The 25,052-nt window shown below is 60.0% G+C and carries 28 protein-coding genes; 15 read left to right on the forward strand and 13 right to left on the reverse strand.

Features of this window, described 5'->3' with window-relative positions; genetic code table 11:
• Positions 1 to 125 precede the first annotated feature (125 nt).
• Together ahpC and ACZ445_RS15215 are read right to left on the reverse strand one after the other, a co-directional pair.
• Positions 126 to 689, reverse strand: coding sequence for an alkyl hydroperoxide reductase subunit C (gene ahpC / locus ACZ445_RS15210; RefSeq protein ID WP_010210361.1), 564 nt, complete (start codon positions 687 to 689; stop codon positions 126 to 128).
• 144 nt (positions 690 to 833) lie between these two features.
• A complete protein-coding gene (locus ACZ445_RS15215) occupies positions 834 to 1,766 on the reverse strand; it encodes a site-specific integrase (protein WP_058425831.1) in 933 nt (310 codons plus the stop codon).
• Between the two features lie 170 nt (positions 1,767 to 1,936).
• Between ACZ445_RS15215 and ACZ445_RS15220 the strand changes: the two genes are divergently transcribed.
• The gene (locus tag ACZ445_RS15220; RefSeq protein WP_464707200.1) at positions 1,937 to 2,944 is read left to right on the forward strand and encodes a DNA-binding protein; all 1,008 of its coding nucleotides are present in this window, start codon (positions 1,937 to 1,939) and stop codon (positions 2,942 to 2,944) included.
• Here the strand turns inward: ACZ445_RS15220 and gorA are convergent, their stop codons facing one another.
• Together gorA and galU are read right to left on the reverse strand one after the other, a co-directional pair.
• On the reverse strand, positions 2,945 to 4,303 hold the full coding sequence (gene gorA / locus ACZ445_RS15225) for a glutathione-disulfide reductase (RefSeq protein WP_464707201.1): 1,359 nt from the start codon (positions 4,301 to 4,303) through the stop codon (positions 2,945 to 2,947).
• A 105-nt stretch (positions 4,304 to 4,408) separates the two neighbouring features.
• Entirely contained in the window at positions 4,409 to 5,248 is an 840-nt protein-coding gene (gene galU, locus ACZ445_RS15230; protein WP_003173830.1) for a UTP--glucose-1-phosphate uridylyltransferase GalU, read from the reverse strand.
• 310 nt (positions 5,249 to 5,558) lie between these two features.
• Between galU and ACZ445_RS15235 the strand changes: the two genes are divergently transcribed.
• Both ACZ445_RS15235 and ACZ445_RS15240 read left to right on the forward strand, forming a co-directional pair.
• Entirely contained in the window at positions 5,559 to 5,744 is a 186-nt protein-coding gene (locus tag ACZ445_RS15235) for a hypothetical protein (RefSeq protein ID WP_012724166.1), read from the forward strand.
• 142 nt (positions 5,745 to 5,886) lie between these two features.
• Positions 5,887 to 6,168 (forward strand): hypothetical protein, encoded by a 282-nt coding sequence (locus ACZ445_RS15240; protein ID WP_058427877.1) that lies wholly within the window; start codon positions 5,887 to 5,889, stop codon positions 6,166 to 6,168.
• Between the two features lie 9 nt (positions 6,169 to 6,177).
• Here ACZ445_RS15240 and ACZ445_RS15245 read toward each other — a convergent pair whose 3' ends face one another.
• The 4 genes from ACZ445_RS15245 to ACZ445_RS15260 form a co-directional block, all read right to left on the reverse strand.
• Positions 6,178 to 6,408 carry a hypothetical protein gene (locus ACZ445_RS15245; RefSeq protein WP_058427876.1) on the reverse strand — a complete coding sequence of 77 codons (231 nt, stop codon included), beginning with the start codon at positions 6,406 to 6,408 and terminating at the stop codon, positions 6,178 to 6,180.
• Positions 6,409 to 6,484: 76 nt separating this feature from the next.
• A complete protein-coding gene (locus tag ACZ445_RS15250; RefSeq protein WP_464707202.1) occupies positions 6,485 to 7,402 on the reverse strand; it encodes a c-type cytochrome in 918 nt (305 codons plus the stop codon).
• A complete protein-coding gene (locus ACZ445_RS15255) occupies positions 7,399 to 8,046 on the reverse strand; it encodes a c-type cytochrome (RefSeq protein ID WP_058427874.1) in 648 nt (215 codons plus the stop codon). The genes ACZ445_RS15250 and ACZ445_RS15255 overlap by 4 nt, the downstream gene beginning before the upstream one ends.
• Before the next feature lie 173 nt (positions 8,047 to 8,219).
• Positions 8,220 to 8,573, reverse strand: a complete 354-nt coding sequence (locus ACZ445_RS15260) for a hypothetical protein (protein WP_058427873.1) — start codon at positions 8,571 to 8,573, stop codon at positions 8,220 to 8,222.
• Between the two features lie 213 nt (positions 8,574 to 8,786).
• Between ACZ445_RS15260 and ACZ445_RS15265 the strand changes: the two genes are divergently transcribed.
• The 4 genes from ACZ445_RS15265 to ada all read left to right on the forward strand — a co-directional run bounded on the left by ACZ445_RS15265 (position 8,787) and on the right by ada (position 11,080).
• A complete protein-coding gene (locus tag ACZ445_RS15265) occupies positions 8,787 to 9,089 on the forward strand; it encodes a DUF1883 domain-containing protein (RefSeq protein ID WP_003191319.1) in 303 nt (100 codons plus the stop codon).
• A 25-nt stretch (positions 9,090 to 9,114) separates the two neighbouring features.
• Positions 9,115 to 9,282: a hypothetical protein gene (locus ACZ445_RS15270; RefSeq protein ID WP_012724160.1), complete on the forward strand. Its 168-nt coding sequence runs from the start codon at positions 9,115 to 9,117 to the stop codon at positions 9,280 to 9,282.
• Positions 9,283 to 9,286: 4 nt separating this feature from the next.
• Positions 9,287 to 9,952 (forward strand): DNA oxidative demethylase AlkB, encoded by a 666-nt coding sequence (gene alkB / locus ACZ445_RS15275; RefSeq protein WP_058427872.1) that lies wholly within the window; start codon positions 9,287 to 9,289, stop codon positions 9,950 to 9,952.
• Between the two features lie 75 nt (positions 9,953 to 10,027).
• Positions 10,028 to 11,080, forward strand: a complete 1,053-nt coding sequence (ada, locus tag ACZ445_RS15280; protein ID WP_464707204.1) for a bifunctional DNA-binding transcriptional regulator/O6-methylguanine-DNA methyltransferase Ada — start codon at positions 10,028 to 10,030, stop codon at positions 11,078 to 11,080.
• Here the strand turns inward: ada and ACZ445_RS15285 are convergent.
• Positions 11,077 to 11,460, reverse strand: a complete 384-nt coding sequence (locus ACZ445_RS15285; RefSeq protein ID WP_464707205.1) for a GyrI-like domain-containing protein — start codon at positions 11,458 to 11,460, stop codon at positions 11,077 to 11,079. The genes ada and ACZ445_RS15285 overlap by 4 nt on opposite strands.
• Before the next feature lie 5 nt (positions 11,461 to 11,465).
• Positions 11,466 to 12,059, reverse strand: coding sequence for a CGNR zinc finger domain-containing protein (locus ACZ445_RS15290; RefSeq protein WP_058427870.1), 594 nt, complete (start codon positions 12,057 to 12,059; stop codon positions 11,466 to 11,468).
• Positions 12,060 to 12,232: 173 nt separating this feature from the next.
• Between ACZ445_RS15290 and ACZ445_RS15295 the strand changes: the two genes are divergently transcribed.
• Complete coding sequence (locus ACZ445_RS15295) at positions 12,233 to 13,111, forward strand: alpha/beta fold hydrolase (RefSeq protein ID WP_058427869.1); 879 nt, start codon at positions 12,233 to 12,235, stop codon at positions 13,109 to 13,111.
• A 109-nt stretch (positions 13,112 to 13,220) separates the two neighbouring features.
• Positions 13,221 to 14,291, forward strand: coding sequence for an NAD(P)H-dependent flavin oxidoreductase (locus ACZ445_RS15300; protein ID WP_179028756.1), 1,071 nt, complete (start codon positions 13,221 to 13,223; stop codon positions 14,289 to 14,291).
• Here the strand turns inward: ACZ445_RS15300 and ACZ445_RS15305 are convergent.
• Both ACZ445_RS15305 and ACZ445_RS15310 read right to left on the reverse strand, forming a co-directional pair.
• Positions 14,288 to 17,170, reverse strand: coding sequence for a hypothetical protein (locus tag ACZ445_RS15305; RefSeq protein WP_464707206.1), 2,883 nt, complete (start codon positions 17,168 to 17,170; stop codon positions 14,288 to 14,290). The genes ACZ445_RS15300 and ACZ445_RS15305 overlap by 4 nt on opposite strands.
• A gap of 93 nt (positions 17,171 to 17,263) precedes the next feature.
• Positions 17,264 to 18,043, reverse strand: coding sequence for a hypothetical protein (locus tag ACZ445_RS15310; RefSeq protein WP_179028759.1), 780 nt, complete (start codon positions 18,041 to 18,043; stop codon positions 17,264 to 17,266).
• Between the two features lie 202 nt (positions 18,044 to 18,245).
• On the opposite strand from ACZ445_RS15310, the gene modA reads away from it, so the two are divergent.
• From modA to ACZ445_RS15340, 6 genes are all read left to right on the forward strand, one after another.
• The gene (gene modA, locus ACZ445_RS15315; protein ID WP_464707208.1) at positions 18,246 to 19,019 is read left to right on the forward strand and encodes a molybdate ABC transporter substrate-binding protein; all 774 of its coding nucleotides are present in this window, start codon (positions 18,246 to 18,248) and stop codon (positions 19,017 to 19,019) included.
• Positions 19,020 to 19,700, forward strand: coding sequence for a molybdate ABC transporter permease subunit (gene modB / locus ACZ445_RS15320; protein ID WP_058427865.1), 681 nt, complete (start codon positions 19,020 to 19,022; stop codon positions 19,698 to 19,700).
• 5 nt (positions 19,701 to 19,705) lie between these two features.
• Entirely contained in the window at positions 19,706 to 20,785 is a 1,080-nt protein-coding gene (gene modC / locus ACZ445_RS15325) for a molybdenum ABC transporter ATP-binding protein (RefSeq protein ID WP_464708617.1), read from the forward strand.
• A 78-nt stretch (positions 20,786 to 20,863) separates the two neighbouring features.
• Positions 20,864 to 21,901: a DNA topoisomerase IB gene (locus ACZ445_RS15330; RefSeq protein WP_058427864.1), complete on the forward strand. Its 1,038-nt coding sequence runs from the start codon at positions 20,864 to 20,866 to the stop codon at positions 21,899 to 21,901.
• A gap of 124 nt (positions 21,902 to 22,025) precedes the next feature.
• A complete protein-coding gene (locus ACZ445_RS15335; protein ID WP_464707209.1) occupies positions 22,026 to 23,648 on the forward strand; it encodes an ABC-F family ATP-binding cassette domain-containing protein in 1,623 nt (540 codons plus the stop codon).
• 69 nt (positions 23,649 to 23,717) lie between these two features.
• Positions 23,718 to 24,422, forward strand: coding sequence for a YoaK family protein (locus tag ACZ445_RS15340; protein ID WP_179028760.1), 705 nt, complete (start codon positions 23,718 to 23,720; stop codon positions 24,420 to 24,422).
• Between the two features lie 145 nt (positions 24,423 to 24,567).
• Here ACZ445_RS15340 and ACZ445_RS15345 read toward each other — a convergent pair whose 3' ends face one another.
• Entirely contained in the window at positions 24,568 to 24,921 is a 354-nt protein-coding gene (locus ACZ445_RS15345) for a hypothetical protein (protein WP_058427861.1), read from the reverse strand.
• Positions 24,922 to 25,052 lie beyond the last annotated feature (131 nt).

Here is a 25,052-nt window from a genome sequence, read left to right on the forward strand (position 1 = left end):
GGCGATTTCCTGTTCATTCGGTTTATTGCAGACAAAAAAACGCCCGAGCGAATCTCGCCCGGGCGTTTTTGGGGGCGGATGCAGCTTACTTAAGTGCGGATTCCCGCCCTTGAGACTTCACAGACTTAGATCTTGCCGACCAGGTCCAGGGACGGAGCCAGGGTGGCCTCGCCTTCTTTCCACTTGGCTGGGCAGACTTCGCCTGGGTGAGCAGCAACGTACTGAGCAGCCTTGATTTTGCGCAGCAGCTCGGAAGCGTCACGGCCAACACCGCCGTCGTTCAGTTCGACGATCTTGATCTGACCTTCCGGGTTGATCACGAAAGTACCGCGGTCTGCCAGGCCAGCTTCTTCGATCAGTACGTCGAAGTTGCGGGAGATGGTCAGGGTCGGGTCGCCGATCATGGTGTACTGGATTTTGCCGATGGCTGGCGACGTGTTGTGCCAGGCAGCGTGGGCGAAGTGGGTGTCGGTGGAAACGCTGTAGATTTCGACGCCCAGTTTCTGGAACTCGGCGTAGTTGTCAGCCAGGTCTTCCAGCTCGGTTGGGCAAACGAAGGTGAAGTCGGCTGGGTAGAAGAACACAACAGACCACTTGCCTTTCAGGTCAGCGTCGGACACATCTACGAAGTTGCCGTTTTTGTAGGCGGTAGCTTTGAACGGTTTTACTTGGCTGTTGATGATAGGCATCGTTGACTCTCCGTCAGGTTTGTAGAAGGGCTTAGTAAGTTGATGAGGTGAATCCTACCCACTCTCTACGCCGATGGCTCATTGGCAAACCTGATGCTGACGATTGGTTTTCCCTATCAGGTGACTGTATTAATAGAAGAAATCTCAAAGCAGCGGCTGGGTCGCCAGGGTCATGCCGAGAAAGGGCGTCGCTTCAACATAGCGCATGGCGGATTTCATGTCGCTCCAGCCGACGTAACTCATCAACGACTTCAAATCCCAACCGCTGCGATGAGCCCAGGTGGCAAAGCCCCGGCGCAGCGAGTGGCTGGTGTAGTGCTCGGCGGGGATACCGGCACGCTCGAGCGCCTGGCGCAGCAGCGGGATCACACTATTGGGATGCAGGCCCTCCTCCCCCAGGTTGCCCCAGCGATCAATACCGCGAAACACCGGGCCACGCACTAATGCCGAGGCATTGAGCCACTCGCTATAGGCCAGCACCGGGCAGAGGCGCAAGAGTGCCGGGGTGTGATAGGTCTTGCCGAGATTGTCGCGGTCGCTTTTGCTGCGGGGTAGGTACAGGCTGATCCCTGCACCGGGCATTGCTTGTACATGCTCGATAGAGAGGCGACACAGCTCATCACTGCGAAAGCCACGCCAGAATCCCAGCAAGATCAACGCGGTATCACGCTTGGCACGCAGCAATCGGGGCTGGTCCTGTGTTTGCGCCGCTTCTATCGCTTCAGCGTCAAGAGAAGCAACCACTTGCTCCAGATGCTTGAGTTGCAACGGTTCGGCTTGCTTCTCCCGCGCCGGGTGCACTGCACGAATGCCCTTGAGCACCTTGCGCACCACGGACGCCTTGGTTGGGTCAGGAAACCCCTGGCTCGTATGCCATTGCGCCAGTGCCGAGAGCCGCAACTTCAGCGTGTTGACCGCCAGCACACCGGCATGGGCGACCAGATAGCGCGCCACGCTGTCGCTGGTCGCCGGCAGGAACCCGCCCCAACTCACTTCGAAATGCTCAATCGCTGCGCGGTAGCTACGCCGGGTGTTATCGCGGGTAGCGGCGTTGAGATAACGATCCAGATCGCTCATGGGAGGCCTATTCGTACTGTTGACTGACGCATTAGCGGATTCATGACGCATGACGCGGGATAATACGCCAATATCCAATCTGTTAAATGATGAATTTAAACGAACTATTGTTCATGATATTGTACGTATATACATACCATGTACCACAATACGAAATCGACGGAGACCCCATGGCTCGCGGCGGCATTAACAAAGCAGTAGTTCAAACGGCCCGCTTGGCAATCCTCGCTCGCGGCGAGAACCCCAGCATCGACGCAGTACGCATCGAAATGGGCAATACCGGCTCGAAAACCACCATTCATCGTTATTTGAAAGAGCTGGATGAAAGCGAAACCCGCACCACCATCACCGAAGCGCCGATCGACGACGAGCTTGGCGAACTGGTGGCGCGACTGGCCCAGCGCCTGAAAGAGAAAGCCCAGGAGCCAATCGACCTGGCCCTGGCGCAGTTCGAACAGCAGAAGGCCGCCCTGCTCGCCCAGGTGCAAGCCCTTGAGGAGGCCCATGACCAACTCCAACGGCAGTTCGATATCCAGGCCACCGCCCTGGCAGAAGAAAGCGCCGCCCTGCAAACCGCCAGCACCAGCCTGCAGACCGAACAAACCCGTAACGCCGGGCTGAGCCAGGCGTGCAGTGACTACGAGCTAAGGATCAACGACAAGGACGAGCAGATTCGTTCGCTGGAAGAAAAGCACCTGCATGCCCGGGATGCGCTGGAGCATTACCGCAATGCCATCAAGGAGCAGCGCGAACAGGAACAGCGCCGCCATGAAGGCCAGTTGCAACAGGTACAGGCAGAACTGCGCCAGGCCCAACAGAGCGCCATGGTGCGCCAGGATGAAATCACCCAACTGCATCGCGACAATGAGCGGCTGTTGATTGAGCATCGGGTGACAGCGAAGGAGTTGACCGCACTGCAGGAGCAATCCCGCAAGGATCAGGCCCAGCAACTCAAGCTGACTGAACAGCTAAGCCTGATTGACAGCGAACGCACCCTGCTTCAGGAGCGCCTGCGGGTAGCGGCGCTGGAGAGCCAGTCACGCCAGGAAGCGCTGGGCGAACAGCAGCACGTCAATAAAACCCTGGAACTGGCGCTGATCAAGGCCCAGGCCAGTGTCGAGGCGTTGCGTCTGGCTGCCGCCGTTGCAGCGGCGCCAGAGGCAACGCCCAAGGTCTGATCAGCCTGCTACAGGCGTGCGCATGGTGACGAACTCTTCCGCCGCCGTCGGGTGCACGCCGATAGTTTCATCGAAATGCTGCTTGGTCGCGCCCGCCTTGAGCGCGATCGCCAGGCCCTGCACGATTTCCCCCGCATCCGGGCCGACCATGTGGCAACCCAGCACTTTGTCGGTGTCGGCGTCGACCACCAGCTTCATCAGAGTCTTTTCCTGGCACTCGGTCAGGGTCAGCTTCATCGGCCGGAAACGGCTTTCGAAGACCTGCACCTTGTGGCCTTTCTCTTTCGCGTCTTCTTCGGAGAGCCCCACGGTGCCAATGTTCGGCAGGCTGAACACCGCCGTCGGGATCATCGCGTAATCCACCGGGCGATACTGCTCAGGCTTGAACAGGCGACGCGCCACGGCCATGCCTTCGGCCAGGGCAACCGGCGTCAATTGCACACGACCGATCACATCGCCGATAGCGAGGATCGAGGACTCGGCGGTCTGGTACAGGTCATCCACCTCAACGAAGCCACGCTTGTCGAGTTTGACGCCGGTGTTCTCCAACCCCAGGTTATCCAGCATCGGACGCCGCCCGGTGGCGTAGAACACACAATCAGCTTCCAACACCCGGCCGTCTTTGAGGGTAGCCTTGAGACTGCCATCGGCCTGCTTGTCGATGCGCTCGATGTCGGCATTGAATTGCAGGTCCAGGCCGCGCTTGGTCAGTTCTTCCTTCAAGTGCGTGCGTACCGAACCGTCGAAGCCGCGCAGGAACAAGTCGCCGCGATACAGCAACGAGGTCTGGGCACCCAGGCCGTGGAAAATACCGGCAAACTCAACGGCAATGTAACCGCCGCCGACCACCAGCACACGCTTGGGCAATTCCTTTAGGAAAAACGCTTCATTGGAGCCAATGGCGTGCTCGCGTCCGGGAATCTCCGGAATCTGCGGCCAGCCACCCGTTGCGATCAGAATATATTTGGCGGTAAAGCGCTGGCCATTGATTTCGACCTGATGCGGATCCACTAGGCGTGCATGCCCTTCATGCAGGGTCACGCCACTGTTGACCAACAGGTTGCGATAGATGCCATTGAGGCGATTGATCTCGCGATCCTTGTTGGCGATCAGGGTGGCCCAATCAAAATTCGCCTCGCCCAACGACCAGCCAAAACCGCTGGCCTGCTCAAAATCCTCGGCAAAATGTGCGCCGTACACCAACAGTTTTTTCGGCACGCAGCCGACGTTGACACAAGTGCCGCCCAGATAGCGGCTTTCCGCCACGGCCACCTTGGCACCAAAGCCTGCGGCAAAACGTGCCGCACGCACACCACCGGAACCGGCGCCAATTACATACAGGTCAAAATCGTAGGCCATTTCACTCTCCTCGGCAGGACATCAGCATACCGACTTACATGGGGCTGAAAAACGAAAAAGCCACCCGAAGGTGGCTTTTTTGGAACAGGCTGCCTACATCGTGGATCAGTAAGCCTTGCCAGTCTTGTAGAAGTGCTCGTAGCAGAAGTTGGTCGCCTCGATGTAGCCCTCGGCGCCACCGCAGTCGAAACGCTGGCCCTTGAATTTGTAGGCAATCACGCAACCGTCTTTGGCTTGCTTGAGCAGGGCATCGGTGATCTGGATCTCGCCGCCCTTGCCTGGCTCGGTTTCTTCGATCAGCTTGAAGATGTCCGGAGTCAGGATGTAACGACCGATGATCGCCAAGTTGGAAGGTGCGTCTTCCGGCGCTGGTTTCTCGACCATGTCACGTACGCGGATCAGGCCATCGCCAATGTCGTCACCGGCAATAACGCCATACTTATTGGTTTCGGTTGGGTTCACTTCCATCACTGCAACGATGGTGCAACGGTACTTCTGGTACAGCTTGACCATCTGGGTCAGTACGCCGTCGCCTTCCAGGTTCACGCACAGGTCATCCGCCAGGACCACGGCGAACGGTTCGTCACCGATCAGCGGGCGGCCGGTCAGGATCGCGTGGCCGAGACCTTTCATCTGGGTCTGGCGGGTGTAAGAGAACGAGCACTCGTCCAGCAGCTTGCGGATGCCGACCAGGTATTTTTCCTTATCGGTGCCCTTGATCTGGTTTTCCAGCTCGTAGCTGATGTCGAAGTGGTCTTCCAGCGCGCGTTTACCACGGCCGGTCACGATGGAGATTTCATTCAGGCCGGCATCCAGTGCCTCTTCGACGCCGTACTGAATCAGTGGCTTGTTCACCACCGGCAGCATCTCTTTGGGCATGGCCTTGGTCGCTGGCAAGAAGCGAGTGCCGTAACCGGCTGCTGGGAACAAGCATTTCTTGATCATATAAGTCCTTACAAAGGGCTGTGCGTACGGAATTCGGCGCAGTCTAATCAGGCCGCAGTCACCTTACAATGGGTCCTGCTGGCGTTGCGATGTCATCATAGAGAAAAAATGTCGGCGTAAGTTCCGCGCATCTTACGAAGCGCATCGGCACCGGCACGGCCAAAAAAGCCTGCACCTCAGTGTTTCCAAGGGCTGCGACCTTTTTAGCACGCTTTTGCAGCGGTAACACTGACCTAGAATAACTTGCGCGCCCCCGCGACATTTGGCGCTATCATTAGGCCCTTGAACCAGACCACGAGATACTTGATAGATGTCAGAACCAAAAGGCGTGAACGGCTACCTGATCACCAAGCGAGCGGACGGTTGGCACCTGATCAACTTCCACGGCGACAGCGTCGCCGGCGCATTCGCCAGCGAAAGCCAGGCTATCGCTGTAGCTGAGGTGTTTGTGGATGAAGCGGGCCACGCTTCGAGCAAACGGCCCAAGGGAAAGTAAACGTCAACGCCCTGTGCAAAAGGCCCCGATGAACGGGGCTTTTTTGTGTTTGTCTGTACGTAGATGGCAGTTCGCTATAATCTCGCCGAAACGCCCCACGACAGTGTCAGCGCCCTTCCAACACCCTCGATGATGAACCTACATGAACAAGATTCTGGCACTGACTGCAGCACTGGCACTCGCCGGATGCACCACCACCTCTGACGTCTACCTGAAAAACGGTGAGCAAGGCCTGACCATCGACTGCTCGGGCGAAGCCAATTCCTGGGCCAGTTGCTATGAGAAGGCTGATGCCTCTTGCGCAGGCACTGGCTACCGTATCGTCGGCACCGAAGGCACACCTTCGCTCAAGGAAAGTGAAAAGACCCTGGGCCAGGACGTCGGCAACTTCAAAAGCCGCAGTGTCGTGGTGGTGTGCAAGTAAGCGTCGCGGCTACAACTGGATATCGGCGAACTTGATACCCAGGCCACGAATGGTCTCCACCAGGTCATCCAGCCGTGGGAAAGACTCGACTTCATCCTGATCGTCCACCAGGAAAAAGCTGCGGCCGCCGCTTTTCTTGAAGAATACGATCCACTCCCCCAAGTCGGCCGGATTCTGGATGATATGAGTGGCCGATATCTGGCCTTCGGCCTGGCGAGCCCTGACGTGTTCACGCTTCATAAAAGACTTCCCGAAAAAACAAATGCCGCACAAACCGAGGGTTTGCGCGGCATTTTTACATTGAATGGCCGAGAGTTTAACGGATGCCCTGCCCAATCAGCACGCCTTCTACGGTTTGGCCGTAGAGATTGATGCCGTCATTGGCGTGGAATTTAACCCGGGTCTTCTCCACGGAACCGTCAACTAGCCGCGGGTCCTGCGGTCGTTCGTGGCTGTTGACGTAGGCCGCAACGTCCCAGGCTTGCTGGTCGCTCAGGCTGCCGCCCTTGCCCAATGGCATGTTGTGCTTGATGAAGGACGCCGCCGTATTGATGCGGTGCATGCCGGCGCCCCAATTGTAGGAATCCTTGCCCCACAGGGGTGGCATGACATAGCTGTCACCGACCTTCTGACCCTGCCCTTCTGCCCCATGACAGACGGCGCATTGCCCTTTGTACACCTGGGCGCCCTGGGCAATGTCGTATCCCTTGGCTGGCTGCGCCACGTTGGGGTAACCACGGCCCGGCAATTCAACGCCTAAAGGCGCCTTACTGGCCAGCCAGTAGGCATACACCGAAAGCGCGGTAATTTCCGGGCTGTCAGCAGCCGGCGGCGTACCGCCATTCATGCTGAATTGAAAACAGCCTTGCAATCGCTCGGCAAAGGTATTGACCTTGTCGTTCTTCTTTCGGTACGCCGGGTACATCGGGTAAGCGGCCCATAACGGCGCTGAATTGGCGAGGCGCCCCTGGTCCAGATGGCAATTGCTGCAATTGAGCCCGTTGCCGACAAATTTCGGCGCCAGGCGCCGGGTATCCACGAACAGCGCATAGCCGTCCCTGACCAGCTTGCCGTAGGCGTTGTCGGGCAGCTCACTTTCCTGAGGTGGCTGGAACTGACTGACCGGCGCGTGGCCAACGGCAGGCTGCAACTGCGACTGGTCTTCCATCGCGATCGTGGCAGCGTGGGCAGACGGCATGCCCAACAGGCCCAAGGCCAATATCAACGGGCTCATGGCTTGACCTCCAACTTCAACGCTGCGAAATACTGGGCTACACCCTGCACTTCTTCCGGGGTCAGGGCTTTGGCGATATGCCCCATCAAGTCATTCGGATCATTGTGACGGGTTCCGTTTTGCCAGGCCGTCAACTGGGCCGCCAAGTAAGTGGCAGGCTGGCCGGCCAACGGCGGAAACGCATCGCCAACTCCTGTGCCGGCTGGGCCGTGACAACTGGCACACGCCGGAATTTGGCGCTCCCAAGCGCCCTGCTGCGCGAGTTTTTGCGCGGCGCCGACAGGCATCTCGCTGCGAGGAACCGCTTGCGGGACCGCACCAGGCATTGCCGCCAGCGCCTGACTGACCGCGTCGATTTCAGCGTCGGTGAGCGCAGTCGCCAAGGGTTGCATCACCGGGTTGGCGCGACTGCCGCGCTTGAAGTCTTCCAGCTGTTTACGCAGGTAGGGCGCAGGCAATCCCGCCAACCGGGGAAAACCCGCTGCGGCCAGCCCTGCGCCATCGGCACCGTGGCAGGCGACGCAGGGCATGGCGCCGGGCTGCGAACCGCCTTCGGTGAAGATCTTCTTCCCATCCAACGCGCTGGCATTGCCCAGTAGCAACATCAGCGCACTGCCCACCAGTACTCGTTCCAAAGACATCATCACGACTCCATTTTTATAGTTATATGCTTAGGCGTTTATGGCATAAGCCTACAAATGGTAGGGGAATGAGCCCCTCGCGACAACTCCCAAAACACGCCATCAAAAAAGCCCGGTCCCACAATGGCGGGGCCAGGCTTTTTGATCGGATTTGAAGTGGCTCGGTGAAACGGCGCTTATGAGCCGGAAATGCACTCTTCGCCGGCCTTCTTCACATCACCGGGACGGATCGGCACGTTGGACATGCTCTCGTAGAGCTTGATACTGCTGCCGCTGGAGCGGTCTTCGATCTCGAAAATCGCCGAAGGGTCAGCCGAGAATTTCTGCGGCACGATCACCTGCACACCGTCCTTATGGGGCTCGATCTGCGGTGGACGGCGCGTGGCGGATAGTTTGCGCACGACACAGGCAGCATATTCCTGCGGTTTCTTCCCGGAAATGACCGCCAGGGTCGGCGGGGTCTGCTTGATATCTGCAACCGAAGCACACCCACCAATCGCCAGGGCCAGAACCAACACACTCCACTTCATACAAAAACCTCCGATAAAGACCCTACGACAGCGGGGATGGTATTTTTCTCCCGCCCACGTAGGATTTATCCCTGATAACTCAGTAAATAACTGTTTTAAATTGTCGACGTTGTTGAAGACGGGCCGATAATAAACGCGCTGGGGCTGATAAACTCCATCTTAACCTACGTATCGTTCTGATTTTTCAGAAAAAGCCCTTCTGGAGACACCCTCATGAAATTCATCCACCAGCGCGAGCACCTCAACGAGGGAGACATTGTTGTCATCGAATGCTCGCAGACTTGTAATATCCGCCTGATGAGCGATGCGAATTTTCGCAGCTTCAAGAATGGCGGCCGTCACACTTACCACGGTGGCGCATTCGATAAGTTCCCCGCCAAAATCACCGCACCGAGCACGGGCTTCTGGAACATCACCCTGGACGTAGTCACGCGCCGTGCCATCAGCGTGACCCGCAAACCCGCGCTGTCCCACAAGATCCGCATTGTGCGCCGTACCAGCTCCAAGTTGAGCTGACCCGAACACCCCACAGGAAATGACCGTGACCGCCACTACCAAATACGTAATCAAGTACAAGCTCAACGGCGAACGTCGCTTTGAGTTCGCACAACTGCAGACCAACAGCGTCGAAGAAGCCAAGCAAGCGCTGGCGAAAATTCACGATGCCAGTGATGAAATCACCGACATCAATGTGAGCAAGGCGCTGTAAGCCGATGCCCGGCCCCACCGAAGATCTGTTCGCCGACGACGCCTTGCAGCAACCCGCCGGGTGCGAAAAAATTGGTGACCAGTCCTACGTATTAAAGGGTTACGCCCTGCCCTGGATTGAGCGTCTTCTGCCGGAACTGCGACGTGTATTAGCTCAATCACCGTTTCGGCAAATGGTCACACCGGGAGGTTTCACCCTGTCGGCGGCATTGAGCAGTTGTGGCGACCTGGGCTGGACTACCGATACCTCCGGTTACCGTTACTCACCTGTGGACCCACGTAGCCAGCAACCCTGGCCGCAGATGCCGGACGCCCTGCGCCAGTTGGCGGTGCTGGCGGCTGCAGAGGCCGGGTTCCTTGACTTTGCCCCGGACGCCTGCCTGATCAACCGTTATGTACCCGGCGCAAAAATGTCGCTGCATCAAGACAAGAATGAGCGTCGCTACAGCGAACCGGTGGTGTCCGTCTCGCTCGGCCTGCCAGCGATTTTTCTGTTTGGTGGACATGCGCGCAGCGACAAGACCCGCAAAGTCTCGCTGTTCCATGGCGACGTGGTGGTCTGGGGCGGCGTGGACCGCCTGCGCTTTCATGGCGTGATGCCGATCAAGCAAGGCATGCACCCGGTAATGGGTCCGCAACGCATCAACCTGACCTTTCGCACCGCCGGCTGATTTGACCGCAAGCTTCAGAGTGCCAGGTGTTCGCGACCCGGCTAATCTGGCCAGGAGCCGTCAAGAGTGCCGACCATGACTACCGAACAAGATCCGCGCTGGGCCGCCATACTGGCCCGCGACCCCAAGGCCGATGCGCTGTTCGTCTACGGTGTGAAGACCACCGGCGTGTACTGCCGCCCCAGTAGCGCGTCACGCTTGCCACGTCCGGAAAACATCGAGTTCTTCGACACCCCGGCGCAGGCCGAAGCCGCCGGTTATCGCGCCAGCAAACGCGTGGCCGGCGATCAGACTCAACTCGCAGCACAGCATGCGCAGTTGGTGGCCGACGCTTGCCGGCATATCGAACAGGCCGACACCCCGCCCAACCTGAACACGTTGGCGCAGCACGCCAACCTCAGCCCTTTTCATTTTCACCGCGTGTTCAAAGCCGTTACCGGCCTGACACCCAAGGGCTATGCCAGCGCCCATCGTTCGCGCAAAGTGCGCGACGGTCTCAAGGGCGCGCACTCGGTGACGGATGCACTGTATGACGCCGGCTTCAACTCCAACAGTCGCTTTTATGAGTCCGCCGACCAACTGCTTGGCATGAAGCCCAGCGACTACAAGGCCGGCGGCACCCATACGGCGATCCTGTTCGCCGTCGGGCAGTGCTCACTGGGAGCGATCCTGGTGGCGCAGAGCGCTCGCGGCGTCTGCGCTATTCTGCTGGGGGATGATCCGGACCAACTGGTGCGCGATCTACAGGATCAATTTCCCAAGGCCGAACTGGTGGGCGCCGACCCGGGTTTCGAGCAATTGATTGCGCAGGTCGTAGGGTTTGTCGAAGCGCCCGCACTTGGCCTGGACCTGCCGCTGGACCTGCGCGGCACGGCATTCCAGGAGCGGGTGTGGCAAGCCTTGCGCGAGATTCCAGCGGGCAGCACGGCCAGCTACGCGCAGATCGCCGAGCGCATCGGCGCACCGAAGTCGTTCCGTGCGGTGGCCCAGGCCTGTGGCGCCAACAGCCTGGCGGTGGCAATCCCTTGCCACCGCGTGGTGCGCAGCAATGGCGAGCTGTCGGGCTACCGCTGGGGTGTGGAACGCAAGCAGCAGTTGCTCGCCCGAGAACAGGCGTCGAAGACCTAGCGGATCCCGATGTGGATCCACGCCAGGTCGTCCGCCTGGTACGCCTCGAAATCAGTGACAAAGGCACGGGCCTGCGCGCCAGGCTGCTGGAAGTGGGTCCAGATCTGTTGCCAGGTGCTGATGATCGCCTCTGGCATCTGGCCACGGGCTTCGAACACCAGGTAGCGTCCCGCTTCTATCACCTGGCTTTCAAACCCGTCCGCCGGCTCGGCGGTGGCAACGCCCGCCATCACGTCAAATTCGCCATGCGCATCCGACTCATAGCCGCTGTACACCCCATAAAAGGGTGACGCCGGCGGTTTTCCCGGGATGCCCTCGTACAGTCCCTCACTGAAAAATCGCTGCCACATCGGGCCGATCTTCGCACTTGACGGTGTCATCTCCTTTAAAGCTTCAGTTTGCGTTTACGAAATTCAGCGACCTTATGCCGATTGCCACATAACGCCATGCTGCACCAGCGGCGCTTGTGGGCCTTGGTGCGATCATAAAACCACAAGATGCATTCCGGATGCTCGCAGCGCCGGATCAGATTGAAATCCCCTTCCACCAGCAACGTGGCGGCCGCCTCGGCAATCGGCGCCAGGAACTGTTCCGCCGTCTGCTGCTTGCGCTGGCGCTCAAGCGTTGGCGTCTCGCCAGCACGCCATACCAACTGCGGATGGCTCACTGCCTTGCGTAAAAAGCTGTTCAGTGCCGCCGGATTACCGGGTTGTTGCGCTTTGCGCGCAGCCACCAACTCACGAATCACCTCGCGCAGCTCCCGTGCGGCGCTGAGCAAGGCGCCCGGTTCAAACAACGGGATGCCGTTCTGTTCAACCCACTGCAGGCGCACCAGCCAGGCGGCCACGTCGGCATCGGCCTGCCAGAAATCCCACGGCACGCCGTCGATATTCGCCAGGGTGTTGAGCATGTCCAGCACCGGGTCATCGGCCAGGACGTGAGGTTCCGAGGGGGCGGCAGTGGGTGGGGAAAGGGTCATGGGGCAATCCTCTTGTGAGCGGCCACATCGTAACCGCTATTTAGACACCAGGATAGTTACAAAAAGCACATTGCTAACCTGAATAAATAGTTTGACAGGTTACAATATTCGGCGCAGCTTTTTAAAACGTAACCCGTAAATCAATTCAATCAAGTTACAAAGGGCTCTCCATCATGACCACTCCAACCCCTGTCGTTCACTACCGCCACGTCGATGCCGATGGCGTGCGCATGTTCTACCGCGAAGCCGGCGCTGCAACGGCACCGGTCATCTTGCTACTGCACGGCTTTCCCAGTTCGTCGCACATGTACCGCGACCTGATCCCCCTGCTTGCCACGCGCTTCCGGGTCATTGCACCGGACCTGCCGGGCTTCGGTTTCACCGAGGTGCCAGCCGAGCGCGATTACGTTTACAGCTTCGATAACCTGGCAATCACGGTCGGGCATTTTGTCGAGGCGCTGGCGTTGAGCCGTTACGCGTTGTATGTCTTCGACTACGGCGCGCCGGTGGGCCTGCGCCTGGCCGTGGCGCATCCGGAACGGGTCAGCGCGCTGGTGTCGCAGAACGGTAACGCCTACCTGGAAGGCCTGGGTGATGCCTGGGCGCCGATTCGTACCTATTGGGCCGAGCCGAGCCAGGCCAACCGCGAGGTGATCCGCAACGCAGTGATCAGCCTGGAAGGCACGCGCTACCAGTACCTGCACGGCGTAAAGCAGCCAGAGCGGGTAGCCCCGGAATCCTACATGCTCGATGTACTGCTCATGCAGCGCCCCGGCAATGACGAGATCCAACTGGACCTGTTCCTCGACTATCGCAACAACCTTGCGCTCTACCCGGCGTTCCAGGCGTTCTTCAAGGCCACGCACGTACCGACGCTGGTGATCTGGGGCCAGAACGACCCGTTCTTTATCCCGCCAGGCGCCCATGCCTATAAAACCGACAACCCGAATGCCGTGGTAGAACTGCTCGACACCGGCCACTTCGCCCTGGAAACCCATGCAACCCATATCGCCGAACGCATTCACGCCGTGCTGGGCGACGCCATCGATTGATGATGCACCACGAAACGACGCGTTCGTCCAGTGAATAAAACAGAGTGGCCGGGGGCCATGGGCCCTGCTAAAACAGCGAAAAGCCTCACTAACGCTGGAGACGCATTCCATGAGCACCTGGCCAGACACCCGCCTTCTCGACCTGCTGGGCATTGAATTGCCGATCATCCAGGCTCCCATGGCGGTGGGCACGACCACCGCTATGGTCATCGCCGCCAACCAGGCGGGCGCGCTGGGCTCATTACCGGCAGCCGCACTGAGCCTCTCGCAACTGCGCGAATCGCTGATCGCCATTCGCCAGGCCAGCCCGCGCCCGATCAACGTCAATTTCTTCTGCCACCAACCGCCCGCGCCAGACCCCGAGCGTGATCGCCGTTGGAAGGCACTGCTGGAACCCTACTACCGCGAACTGGGCGCCGACTTTGATGCGCCCACCCCGCTTTCCAATCGTGAACCGTTCAATGACGCGGCGTGCCAGGTCGTCGAAGAATTCCGCCCAGAGGTGGTCAGCTTTCACTTTGGCCTGCCGGAAAAGTCCCTGCTGGACCGGGTAAAAGCCACCGGCGCCAAAGTGCTGTCATCGGCGACCACTGTTGAGGAAGCCATCTGGCTGGAACAGCACGGCTGCGACGCGATCATCGCCATGGGCAGCGAAGCTGGCGGGCACCGTGGCTTGTTCCTCAGCGAGGACCTCAATACCCAGATCGGCCTGTTCGCCCTGTTGCCGCAAGTCGTCGACGCCGTCAACGTGCCGGTGATTGCCGCTGGCGGCATCGGTGATGCGCGTGGGATTGTCGCGGCCTTTGCGCTTGGCGCCTCGGCGGTGCAGATTGGCACGGCGTACCTGTTTACTCCCGAAGCCAACGTCACGGCTTCACATTACTATGCATTGCGCCATGCCCAGGCCAGCGAAACCGCGCTGACCAATCTGTTCACCGGTCGCCCGGCACGGGGCATCGTCAACCGGGTGATGCGCGAGTTGGGCGCGATCAACCCGGCCGCACCGGCGTTCCCCACCTCCGGCGGTGCGCTGATACCGCTCAAGGCCAAGGATGAAGCGGGCTTCAGCAACCTGTGGTCCGGCCAGGCGCTGCGCCTGGGCAAAGACACCACGACCTATGAACTGACCCGCGAATTGGCGGAGCAAACGCTACAGCGCCTTGCCCGCTTCGGCCGCTAGAACAGCACCGCGTCAACCGGCTCAAACCCACTGAGCCGGCTTTCGTGGGCCGGGCTCAGCACCGCAAAACGGTTCTGGCGCAGTGCGCTGATGCCATACACCACCCGCGCAAAGTGCTCGTTGTCATGGGCATAGGGCTGGCTGCGCAGGATCAGGGCGAAGAGGCTCTCGGGCTGGCGCGCGAGATCCACGCCTCTAACGGACGCCAGCCCTGTGGCGAATAACGCTCGACCACTGGCCGGTGACAAGCGCCCGTAGCTCACCGAACGGGAATGATGAAAGGCGAGCACGGCGTCTGTCTTTGCCTGCTCGTACAACAGGTCCAGTGCTTCTGTCGCGCAAAGACTGGCGGAGGCCTTGTCGCCAGTGACATACCGCTGCACGAGTTGGCGCACGCCTTCGCGCCACTTGTCATCTTCCTGCTCGGCGCGCATGGCGATCCAATCAATGCAGTCCACTAACGCGTCACCGCCTGCGGTGAGGTTCGCCGGCAGTCCTGATTGCAGCATTTCAAGGTGCATCAGCGCGTGTTGCACCATGGCCGCTTCTGCGCTCATGACCTCGCTTATCAGGTCGAGAATCTCCGGCTTCGGCTCCCCTTGCCAGGTTTGCAGGAGGCCCAACAGTTGCGTCCGCAGGTCGCGAACGGCTTCGACGCCAAGGGTACGGCGCAACAACTCCTCCGACTCGCTCACCAGGCTGGTGAGGTTACTGACCTGGCTCAACAGGTCAGCCTGGCTGAACGAATGGAGCGTTTCCTGTGCGGGCGCGGAGTTGTCGAACGGGCTAGGGCCGAGTTGGTGGAACACCTCGCTCCACAGTCGCTGGATCTGCCGGTGGATCTGTTCCGTATAACGCGACGGCAAGTTGATCACGCTGCAACTGCCTTGGTTGAAAAACCCTGCCCAACTGATGCCCAGTGCAAAGACGCCATCGACCTCATGACTGGCGTGTGCCAGCGACTCATAGAACTTGTAGCAGACCACTTTATTCTGCAATCCAGGCAGCGCCTTGAGGTACTGCTCCCAACTACCCAGCGTGCCGAAATAGATGCGCTTGTCGGCGTCCGGATCAAGATGGCTGAGGGCGCTGTCCATGATGGCGGTATCACCCTCGTGACGCAGGCAGAGCGCAAAGTGCGGTTGCGGTTGGTTGTCATGCAGTTCGGAAAAAACCAGCAGGCCAATCCCCTGGACCTCCCAGCCGTTCTTCAACAGGTGTTCGGCGCAGCGGCTGGCCTGGGTGTAACCACAGGTGCTGGAAACCTCACGGTAGCCCGTCAGTTCGGCCAACTCATTGTCACTACGGAAAGTCTTGCGCAAGCGCTCACGCATCGCTGCCAGCCAGGTGGGCGTAAGCAGGAACACATCCTGGCTGTCGTCATTGAGCGCTACGCTCGCCGGTGTATCGACGGGCTGCGGTACGTTCAGCACGGGCACGGCAAACTTGGCGGCCAGGGTTGACTGCTTGAGCAGGACACGCAGCTTGCGGCTGGCGACAGTCACGTCCACCCCCAGATCGACCAACCCGAGCAACACCCCCAATTTGCACTCATGAATGTAGGCCGCGTACTCCTCCGGGCGATCACTGTTCTGCGCCAGTGCATAGTCAAAGCTCACGTCGCTGACGTTGGCGACGAACCGGATCATCCCTGACAGTAACAGCGCACCCAATCCACCGGTGGGGCCAATGGACGCGATGACCAATGCCGACACCACCCGCACAAGGCTTTTGAACATGCCTGTTTTTGCGCGGCGCCGCTCTTCGTCGGAAGAAAATACGGCGTAGTCCATCTGCTGCTTGATTTCCGCGATGGCCGCCTGGCGCAACTCAAGCGCAAGGTCTTCGGTGGCTCGAAACGTAATCGGTTGCGGTGGAAAGCGTCGGTAGTGATAGCCATAGCGTTTTTTCCGGGGGTGGAAATCCTTGCGCGTCAGGCTGAATTTATCCACGGGCGGCAGGTGCGCACCGATGAAGGCCATCAGCTTCTCACTGGGTTGACCTGGCGCCGTACTGGGCAGCCATTCAACCCACTTGGGGCCTGCGATATTCAGCGATACCAGCAACGCTTTGTTCGACGAAAACGCCACGACCAAGGCGTTCGGTACCACCTTCTCCTTGAACAGCAACGCCTGTGGCTTGAGGTCGCCCTTGAGGTATCGAAAGGCGACTGAGCGCAATTCAGCGTCCTGCTCTTGGGTATCCGCCAGGAACTGGCCAACTCGAACCCGGGCGACGGCATCGCAGGTGTCATCGAACAACTTCTTGAAGTCCGCACTATGGGAAAGGCTGTCGACATCGACCAGGAATTCCGCGACCAGGGTATCCCGCAAACCGGACAACGCTTTGATTTCGGAGGGTGACAGCGGCTCGCCGTCCAAATGTATTTCGCCGACTTTTTCCCGGTAAAACGCACTGCGCTGTGGCTCGCCGATCATCACCTGGGCGAAGGAGAAATATTTGTAGCGCGGTGGACTGTAGGCCGACATGCCCGACGAGTGCATGGGGTAACCCACCAGGTACTTGTAGCGAAAACGTTTCCCGGTCTCTATCCGCTCGGTGGTTCCGTTCGGCAGGCCGGTCTTGGCCAGGCACCGTTTGACCAGCGATTGAATGTAGGTCTTGGTGAGCTGGGCGTTGCCCACACTTCGGGCCAAGCCATCCCACTTCTGCCAGGCCCTGGGTGCTCTCGGCAGTTGATCGACGGGCGGAAGGCGTTGTGGCCATTGTGTAGTGTCCCGGGCGACGATCTGTACAGTAATCAATGCCTGCGCCGCATCATTTCGCACATACCAGCGGTTTTCCTGATCACTGCTGACCGAGATCAGTTGGTCGTCGGCCAGCACGCCACAGTTGACCCACTGGCAGCGATGATTCATGTAGACGCTCAGGTAATAGGCCCATTTGGCTCGCGACCAATAGGCCTGCGGGATATTGACGGTGTAGGTCTGTTCCGCAGGTGTTCCGGGCAGTCACCGCAGGGTCACGACCACGCATTGATCGACGCCGATATCGATGTCGGGCAGCACCACTGAACCGGAAACCCAGCGGGGCAGAATCATAAAGTCGACATCGGCGACGGGCTCTTCGAAGGGTACGAGCCAAACCTGGTTCTTTGTCGGGTCCCTGGAATAGTCGATGTAGTCACCCGACCGCGCGCCAATCCGCAAACCGGGCCACGCGGTACTGATTGCCTTGGGCCAATCCCTTAACGACAACGCATTCAGGGGCACATCGAACCAGATCTTCGCCAGCAACCGCTTGGTGGTACTCCAGACACTGCACAGCACCACTTCGGTCTTCACCAGGTTTCGCTCGGGCAAGACCAGGTAATAAGACGTGCCGGTGGTGACCCTGGATTGACTGGCGGTGCGGATGCTGTCGAGAAAGAATCGGGTGAACGTCAGTTGCTCGGCGACAGCGCCGTAATAGCGTGGCATCCGGGGCTCAACCCGTACCGAGGTTTTTTGCCATTTGCCAACGAAGTTCTTCCAGTCATAGCGTTCATTGAGCACATGCCACAGCGGTAATTCTTCCCAGGCCTCAATAATCGGCGGTTGGTCGGTAATGTCACGGTCAACGTAGACCGAGAACTTCACTGGAATCCGTGAAGTGGTCTTGATCAGCGCCTTGGCCTCTGGTGTCAGCCTGGACCGTTGAAGCACACGCTCATCGATCCAGCGCTGTATCTGGCTCTCGGACGAGGCAAGGCTGGTCGCCCCGACGCTCACATAGGCGTAGCTTTTCTCCATGGGTTGTTCCTTCCCGAAAGCGCCTCACTATCCTTGCATCGGCTGCCCATGGATGTAGGTCACCCCTAGAGCGTTGCAGAGAAATCTCGGCGCATCGACGACGGCTTTTTTTCTGCTTGCCATTTACTCGCTATATACCTATACATACAGCGTTTTGCAGCCCTCCAGCACTTCTCCAACTACACAGGCATCGGAGCCGTATATGACTTTCAGCACCACCCCGCGTTTAGTATCGACCTGCCTGGCGACGTGGATCGCGTTGGTGGCCACCGCCGCCCACGCCGATGAAGTCCAAGTGGCCGTGGCCGCCAACTTCACCGCACCGATCCAGGCGATTGCCGCCGACTTCGAAAAAGACACCGGGCATAAACTGGTCGCGGCCTACGGTGCTACCGGCCAGTTCTACACCCAGATCAAGAACGGCGCGCCGTTCGAAGTGTTCCTGAGCGCCGACGACACCACCCCGCAGAAGCTTGAAAGCGAAGGCGACACCGTCAAGGGTTCGCGCTTCACCTACGCCGTCGGCACCCTGGCGCTGTGGTCGGCGAAGGAAGGTTACGTCGACGCCAAAGGTGATGTGCTGAAGAAAAACCAGTTCAAGCACCTGTCGATTGCCAACCCGAAAGCCGCACCCTATGGCCTGGCGGCCACCCAGGTGTTGGCCAAGGAGGGCCTGGCCAACAAGGTCAAGGACAAGATCGTCGAAGGACAGAACATCACCCAGGCCTATCAGTTCGTGTCCACCGGCAACGCCGAACTGGGCTTTGTAGCCTTGTCGCAGATCTATAAAGACGGCAAAGTCACCAGCGGTTCGGCGTGGATCGTCCCGGCCTCCATGCACGACCCGATCAAACAGGACGCGGTGATCCTCAACAAGGGCAAAGACAGCGCCGCTGCCAAGGCGTTGGTTGAGTACCTCAAGGGGCCTAAAGCCGCTGCCGTCATCAAGTCTTATGGTTACGAGCTGGCCAAATAAATGCCGTTATCGAGTGCCGATTTTTCCGCTATATGGTTGACCATCAAACTGGCCTCACTGACCACCGTGATCCTGCTAGTCATCGGCACTCCGATCGCCCTGTGGCTGTCCCGCACCCGCTCCTGGTGGCGCGGCCCCATCGGCGCCGTCGTCGCCTTGCCGTTGGTGTTGCCACCGACGGTGATCGGTTTCTACCTGCTGTTGACCATGGGCCCCCATGGCTACTTCGGCCAGTTCACCCAATGGCTGGGCCTGGGCACCCTCACCTTCAGCTTCGCCGGGCTGGTGATCGGCTCGGTGATCTATTCCATGCCGTTTGTGGTGCAGCCGTTGCAAAACGCCTTCTCCGCCATCGGCACTCGCCCGCTGGAAGTGGCCGCGACCTTGCGCGCCAATCCTTGGGACACGTTCTTCACGGTGATTTTGCCCCTGGCCCGACCCGGCTTTATCACCGCCTCGATCCTGGGCTTTGCGCACACCGTCGGTGAATTCGGCGTGGTGCTGATGATCGGCGGCAATATCCCGGACAAGACCCGCGTGGTCTCCGTGCAGATCTACGACCATGTGGAAGCCATGGAATACGCCCAGGCCCATTGGCTGGCCGGCTCCATGGTGGTGTTCGCGTTCCTGGTGTTGCTGGCGCTCTACTCCAGCCGTAAAACCAGGATGGGCTGGAGCTGATGTCGATGATCAATGTGCGCCTGAACCTCAAGTACTCGGGCTTTGCCCTCGATGTGGACCTGCACCTGCCGGGCCGTGGCGTGACTGCGTTGTACGGGCATTCCGGTTCCGGCAAGACCACCTGCCTGCGTTGCATCGCCGGGCTGGAGCGCGCCGAGGACGGCTTCATCCAGATCAATGATGAAGTCTGGCAAGACAGTCGGAACGGGCTGTTCGTGCCGCCGCATAAGCGTGCGCTGGGTTACGTGTTTCAGGAGGCCAGCCTGTTCCCGCACCTGTCAGTGCGCGCCAACCTGGAGTTCGGCCTCAAGCGCATTCCCCGCCAACAGCGCCGGGTGGATATGGCCCAGGCGACTGAGTTGCTGGGCATCGGCCATCTGCTTGACCGCCACCCCCAGCACCTCTCCGGCGGTGAGCGTCAGCGCATCGGCATCGCCCGCGCCTTGCTCACCAGCCCGAGCCTGCTGCTGATGGATGAGCCGCTGGCCGCCCTCGACAGCCAGCGCAAGGGTGAAATCCTGCCGTACCTCGAACGCCTGCACGATGAACTGGATATCCCGGTGCTGTACGTCAGCCATGCGCAGGATGAAGTGGCACGCCTGGCCGATCACATCGTGCTGCTCAGCGACGGCAAGGCCCTGGCCAGCGGCCCCATCGGTGAAACGTTGGCGCGGCTCGACCTGCCCCTGGCGCGGGGTGACGATGCAGGTGTGGTCATCAACGGCACGGTCAGCGCCTACGACGACCACTACCAATTGCTCACCCTGCAACTGCCCGCCAGCGCCCTGCACATGCGCGTGGCCCACGCACCGCTGGCGTTGGGCAAAGCGCTGCGCATCAAGGTACAGGCGCGGGATGTGAGCCTCAGCCTGCAAGCCGAAGAGCACAGCAGCATCCTCAACCGTCTGCCAGTCACCGTCACCCAGGAAATTGCCGCGGACAACAGCGCCCACGTGCTGGTACGCCTGGACGCGGGAGGCACGCCGTTGCTGGCGCGCATCACGCGCTTCTCCCGCGACCAACTGCAACTGCACACCGGCCAGGCGCTGTGGGCGCAGATCAAGGCGGTCGCCGTGCTGGCTTGAGCAATCTTTTGGCACGACCGCATACGGCTGCGGTCAATCAGACATACCGGCCTGATGTGTTGCCAAGGAACCCGCCCCATGTCCGACTCTGCGCTGCCCCGCGACCTGCATTACGTTGACGACACCCAGCCCGGCATCCGTCGCAAGACGCTGCGGGGCAAGTTCCAGTACTTCGATCCCAAGGGCGAGCGCATCCGCGACGCAGACGAGATCAAGCGCCTGAATGCCCTGGCCGTACCGCCGGCCTATACCGACGTGTGGATCTGCGCCGACCCGCAAGGCCATCTGCAAGCCACCGGCCGCGATGCGCGCGGGCGCAAGCAGTACCGCTATCACCCGCGTTGGCGTGAGGTGCGCGACAGCGACAAGTACTCGCGCCTGCAGGAATTCGGCAACGCCTTGCCGAAGCTGCGCAAGCAGTTGGAAGCGCAAATCGCCGAACCCGGGTTTACCCGCGAAAAAGTCCTGGCCACGGTCGTCATGCTGCTGGACGCGACGCTGATCCGGGTCGGCAATACTCAGTATGCGCGGGACAACAAGTCCTACGGGCTGACCACCCTGCGCACCCGTCATGTGGATGTCAAAGGCAGCGAGATTCAGTTCCAGTTTCGTGGAAAGAGCGGCGTAGAGCACCAGATCAGCGTCAAGGACCGGCGCCTGGCCACGGTGGTCAAACGCTGCATGGAGCTGCCGGGGCAGAACCTGTTCCAGTACCTGGACGAAGACGGTGTACGGCACACCGTCAGTTCCCAGGACGTCAATGACTACCTGCACCGCCTCACCGGCGCCGACTTCACCGCCAAGGACTACCGCACCTGGGCCGGCACCGCCATGGCGCTGGCGGTGTTGCGCGAGCTGGAATGGCAGCCTGAGTCGGATGCCAAGCGGCATGTGGTGGCGATGGTCAAGGATGTCGCCAGGCAGTTGGGCAACACGCCGGCGGTGTGCCGCAAATGCTATATCCACCCGGCCGTGCTGGAGCATTTCAGCCTCGGCGAACTCTCCAAATTGCCCAAACCAAGACTGCGCAAAGGGCTCAAGGCCGAAGAAGTGGCCTTGGCGATGTTCCTGGAGCAACTGGCGCAAGACTTGCCGAAAAAAGCCAAGGCGGGTTAGGCTTTGCCTCTCATCTGATGCGCAGGACGACCGCCGAAGTGAACCACTAAGCCTTCCAAAATGTAACCGCAACGAGCCGCCTGGCGCGCTTGTTGGCCTGTCCGACATTTTTTTGGAGGTGCTGATGACTGACGTCAACCGGCTGCCTGTGCTTGTTTCCCTGCAACATTTATCCTTCCGGTTCGCCAATGGCGAGACGCTGCTGGATGACCTCAACCTGTCCATCGATTACACCCCCACCGGTATCGTGGGGCGCAATGGTCGAGGAAAAAGTGTACTCGCCAAATTGATCGCGGGACTGTTGTCGCCCTCCTCCGGCTCTTTGAATTGCCCGCGCAGCGTGATCTATGTAGCGCAGAACGTCGTGGTAGCGCCAGGCGATACCGTCGCCGATCTTACCGGCACCGCAGCGATATTGACCGCCCTTGAGCGCATGGCCCGAGGCACCCCACAGATCGATGACCTCGAATTGATCGATGATCGTTGGGACTTGGCCGAGCGTTTGCGCAGTAGCTTGAATGCCGCAGGGTTGTCGCGGCTTTCTGTTGATACCCCAGCCCGTCAACTCAGCGGCGGCCAGTTAGCCAGGGTTGCGATCATCGGCGCGCTGCTGGCCGCGCCACAGTTGCTGGTGCTCGATGAGCCCACCAACCACCTCGATAGCGATGGCCGCGCCTGGCTGCTGCGTGTCCTCGACGAATGGCGTGGCGGCCTGGTGGTGGTCAGCCATGACCGGCAATTACTCAACGCCATGGGGCGCATCATTGAACTGTCGCCGCTCGGCGTAAACCTGTATGGCGGGAACTACGACGCCTATCGACAACAGCGCGAGGCTGAACAAACCGCCGCTGTCGCAGCGCTGGAACACGCTCGCCTGGAACGCAGCCGCGAAAAGCGGCGCCTGCAAAAAGGCCACGACAACCTGCAACGCCATGCCGCCCGCTCACGCAAGCATGCGGAAACGGCCAACGTCGATCGCTTCACCAAAGCGCGCTGGAAAGGCGCTGCCACGCAGATCGTCAGCACCATGCGCAGCGCGCATGAGCAACACAAACAGGAGCTGGATGCCCAGGTGCGCCAAGCCTATGCACGGGTCGAGGATGAAACGCCGACGCTGGTGGCATTGCCTGCGTCAGCGGTACCCAACGGCCGACAGGTGCTGTCGTTGATCAACGCGCAATTACCCTGGCTGCCGTCGACCTGCCTCAACGTGCACCTCACCGGCCCGGTGCGGGTGGCGGTGCATGGACCCAACGGTTGCGGCAAGTCCACGCTGCTCAAAGTGCTGGCGGGAGAATGGCGTGCGGAAAGCGGCGAATGCCACGTGCACGTGCCCAGCGCCTATATCGATCAGCACCTCGCGCTGCTCGACGACCACCGTTCCATCGTCGAACAACTGATCCTGCTGGACACCCCGCTGGCGGAAGGCGAATTGCGCACGCGCCTGGCCCTGCTGCAACTGGATGCCCTGCGTGTGACCCAACCCGCCGGGCAACTCAGCGGCGGCGAACGCTTGAAGGCTGCGATGGCGGTTGCCTTGTGGCGCGCAGTGCCGGCGCAATTGCTGTTGCTGGACGAGCCGACCAACCATTTGGACTTGGAATCGGTGATGGCGTTTGAGCAAGCCATGCAAGGTTTTGCCGGGGCAATGCTGGTGGTGTCCCATGACGCGGCGTTTGTGCAGGCGATCAGGCCGACGCACTTTCTGAATTGGCATCCTGCGGGTTGGACCCTGACGCCTGCCTGAGGTCATTGCATGCGCGCTTAAAGCGTCCTACGGTAGTGGCCGGATAATCTCACCGAGGAACCCGGCCCTATGTTGCCTTCGCCACGAAAGCCCTACGTCAATGCCGCACTGGCCCATCGACAGCGTTGGCGTGGCCGCGTCGGACTGATGCTGGTGGCCAGCCTGTCGGTGCTGGCGGGCATGACCGATGCCATCGGCTTCATGGCCAGCGGCGACTTTGTTTCGTTCATGAGTGGCAATACCACGCGGCTGGCGGTGGCAATCAGTGCAGGCGATCTCGGCCTGACAGGACGGCTGCTGTTGCTGGTGGCAACCTTTGTGGTGGGTAACGCGCTCGGCGTGGTGGTCAGCCGACTCAGCCGTCGCCATGCCCTGCCCTTGCTGCTGTGTATTGCCGCCTTGCTGTGCGGCGGTGCACTGCTGCCCTTCGCCGATACCTTGCCCGCGCTGCTGGCGGCGATCATTGCGATGGGCATGCTCAATGCTGCGGTGGAAGAGGTCAACGGGCTGCCGGTGGGCCTGACTTATGTCACCGGCGCACTGTCACGCTTTGGCCGCGGGCTGGGGCGCTGGCTGCTCGGCGAGCGCCGCAATGGCTGGCGCGTGCAGTTGATCCCTTGGGCCGGGATGTTCGTGGGGGCAGTAATCGGTGCGCTGCTGGAGCAGCACTTGGGGCTCAAGGCGCTGATCGTCAGCGGTGTATTGGCGGGGCTGCTGGGGCTGGTATCGCTGAAGATCCCTCGGCGCTGGCACCTGGGTTTCATGCCGCGCTGAGGGATAAAAAGGAGCTCGCCCGACGTTTAGGCCTCGACGTCCGTGTACTGGTAAAGAGCCATCATGTCGGACGAGCGGGTGAATCATAAGCGAATGCCTCGCGGCTGTCGTGCCAGGCATTTCCTAAATCGACTAAGGCAACGGATTACAGGCAGGTCGCCAGTGCGGCCAAACGACGCTTGGCCGGCATGTTGTCTTCGATGGCGTAGTACTTGATGGTGGAACCGCTGCCCGCGCTCTGTACATCGACAAAGTAATCGCCAGCGGTGGTGTACACCGTGAAGCCACCCGCGCCGATTGGCTCCTTGAAGCCGCCGGCGTCAACGCCGAACACACTTTCGTCCTGCCAGCCGAATTGCACACATTCGGCAACGACCAGGGTGGCCTTGTCCGAAGCCAGGGTCTTGTAAGGCGTGCCTGCGCGCGCCTCCTTCATCTTCGAACCTGCGCAACCGGCCAGGGCCGCCAGTACCAGTGCGCCAATTACCACCTTGTGCATGCCATTGCTCCGTTGGAAAAAAACGCGACTGTACCATTGCCATAGGCCGGACTGATGGCCGCATGAACTTTGTTTCACTGTAAAGGGGCAAGGCGCGACCTATAGTGATCACGCTCATTTTTAGAAGTCTC

This window comes from Pseudomonas allii, assembly GCF_055380095.1.

Bases quoted from the DNA above. Each gene is read 5' to 3' on its own strand.
- ahpC (WP_010210361.1), bottom strand. From the start codon at position 689: ATGCCTATCATCAACAGCCAAGTAAAACCGTTCAAAGCTACCGCCTAC.
- ACZ445_RS15215 (WP_058425831.1), bottom strand. From the start codon at position 1,766: ATGAGCGATCTGGATCGTTATCTCAACGCCGCTACCCGCGATAACACC.
- ACZ445_RS15220 (WP_464707200.1), top strand. From the start codon at position 1,937: ATGGCTCGCGGCGGCATTAACAAAGCAGTAGTTCAAACGGCCCGCTTG.
- gorA (WP_464707201.1), bottom strand. From the start codon at position 4,303: ATGGCCTACGATTTTGACCTGTATGTAATTGGCGCCGGTTCCGGTGGT.
- galU (WP_003173830.1), bottom strand. From the start codon at position 5,248: ATGATCAAGAAATGCTTGTTCCCAGCAGCCGGTTACGGCACTCGCTTC.
- ACZ445_RS15235 (WP_012724166.1), top strand. From the start codon at position 5,559: ATGTCAGAACCAAAAGGCGTGAACGGCTACCTGATCACCAAGCGAGCG.
- ACZ445_RS15240 (WP_058427877.1), top strand. From the start codon at position 5,887: ATGAACAAGATTCTGGCACTGACTGCAGCACTGGCACTCGCCGGATGC.
- ACZ445_RS15245 (WP_058427876.1), bottom strand. From the start codon at position 6,408: ATGAAGCGTGAACACGTCAGGGCTCGCCAGGCCGAAGGCCAGATATCG.
- ACZ445_RS15250 (WP_464707202.1), bottom strand. From the start codon at position 7,402: ATGAGCCCGTTGATATTGGCCTTGGGCCTGTTGGGCATGCCGTCTGCC.
- ACZ445_RS15255 (WP_058427874.1), bottom strand. From the start codon at position 8,046: ATGATGTCTTTGGAACGAGTACTGGTGGGCAGTGCGCTGATGTTGCTA.
- ACZ445_RS15260 (WP_058427873.1), bottom strand. From the start codon at position 8,573: ATGAAGTGGAGTGTGTTGGTTCTGGCCCTGGCGATTGGTGGGTGTGCT.
- ACZ445_RS15265 (WP_003191319.1), top strand. From the start codon at position 8,787: ATGAAATTCATCCACCAGCGCGAGCACCTCAACGAGGGAGACATTGTT.
- alkB (WP_058427872.1), top strand. From the start codon at position 9,287: ATGCCCGGCCCCACCGAAGATCTGTTCGCCGACGACGCCTTGCAGCAA.
- ada (WP_464707204.1), top strand. From the start codon at position 10,028: ATGACTACCGAACAAGATCCGCGCTGGGCCGCCATACTGGCCCGCGAC.
- ACZ445_RS15285 (WP_464707205.1), bottom strand. From the start codon at position 11,460: ATGACACCGTCAAGTGCGAAGATCGGCCCGATGTGGCAGCGATTTTTC.
- ACZ445_RS15290 (WP_058427870.1), bottom strand. From the start codon at position 12,059: ATGACCCTTTCCCCACCCACTGCCGCCCCCTCGGAACCTCACGTCCTG.
- ACZ445_RS15295 (WP_058427869.1), top strand. From the start codon at position 12,233: ATGACCACTCCAACCCCTGTCGTTCACTACCGCCACGTCGATGCCGAT.
- ACZ445_RS15300 (WP_179028756.1), top strand. From the start codon at position 13,221: ATGAGCACCTGGCCAGACACCCGCCTTCTCGACCTGCTGGGCATTGAA.
- ACZ445_RS15305 (WP_464707206.1), bottom strand. From the start codon at position 17,170: ATGAATCATCGCTGCCAGTGGGTCAACTGTGGCGTGCTGGCCGACGAC.
- ACZ445_RS15310 (WP_179028759.1), bottom strand. From the start codon at position 18,043: ATGGAGAAAAGCTACGCCTATGTGAGCGTCGGGGCGACCAGCCTTGCC.
- modA (WP_464707208.1), top strand. From the start codon at position 18,246: ATGACTTTCAGCACCACCCCGCGTTTAGTATCGACCTGCCTGGCGACG.
- modB (WP_058427865.1), top strand. From the start codon at position 19,020: ATGCCGTTATCGAGTGCCGATTTTTCCGCTATATGGTTGACCATCAAA.
- modC (WP_464708617.1), top strand. From the start codon at position 19,706: ATGATCAATGTGCGCCTGAACCTCAAGTACTCGGGCTTTGCCCTCGAT.
- ACZ445_RS15330 (WP_058427864.1), top strand. From the start codon at position 20,864: ATGTCCGACTCTGCGCTGCCCCGCGACCTGCATTACGTTGACGACACC.
- ACZ445_RS15335 (WP_464707209.1), top strand. From the start codon at position 22,026: ATGACTGACGTCAACCGGCTGCCTGTGCTTGTTTCCCTGCAACATTTA.
- ACZ445_RS15340 (WP_179028760.1), top strand. From the start codon at position 23,718: ATGTTGCCTTCGCCACGAAAGCCCTACGTCAATGCCGCACTGGCCCAT.
- ACZ445_RS15345 (WP_058427861.1), bottom strand. From the start codon at position 24,921: ATGCACAAGGTGGTAATTGGCGCACTGGTACTGGCGGCCCTGGCCGGT.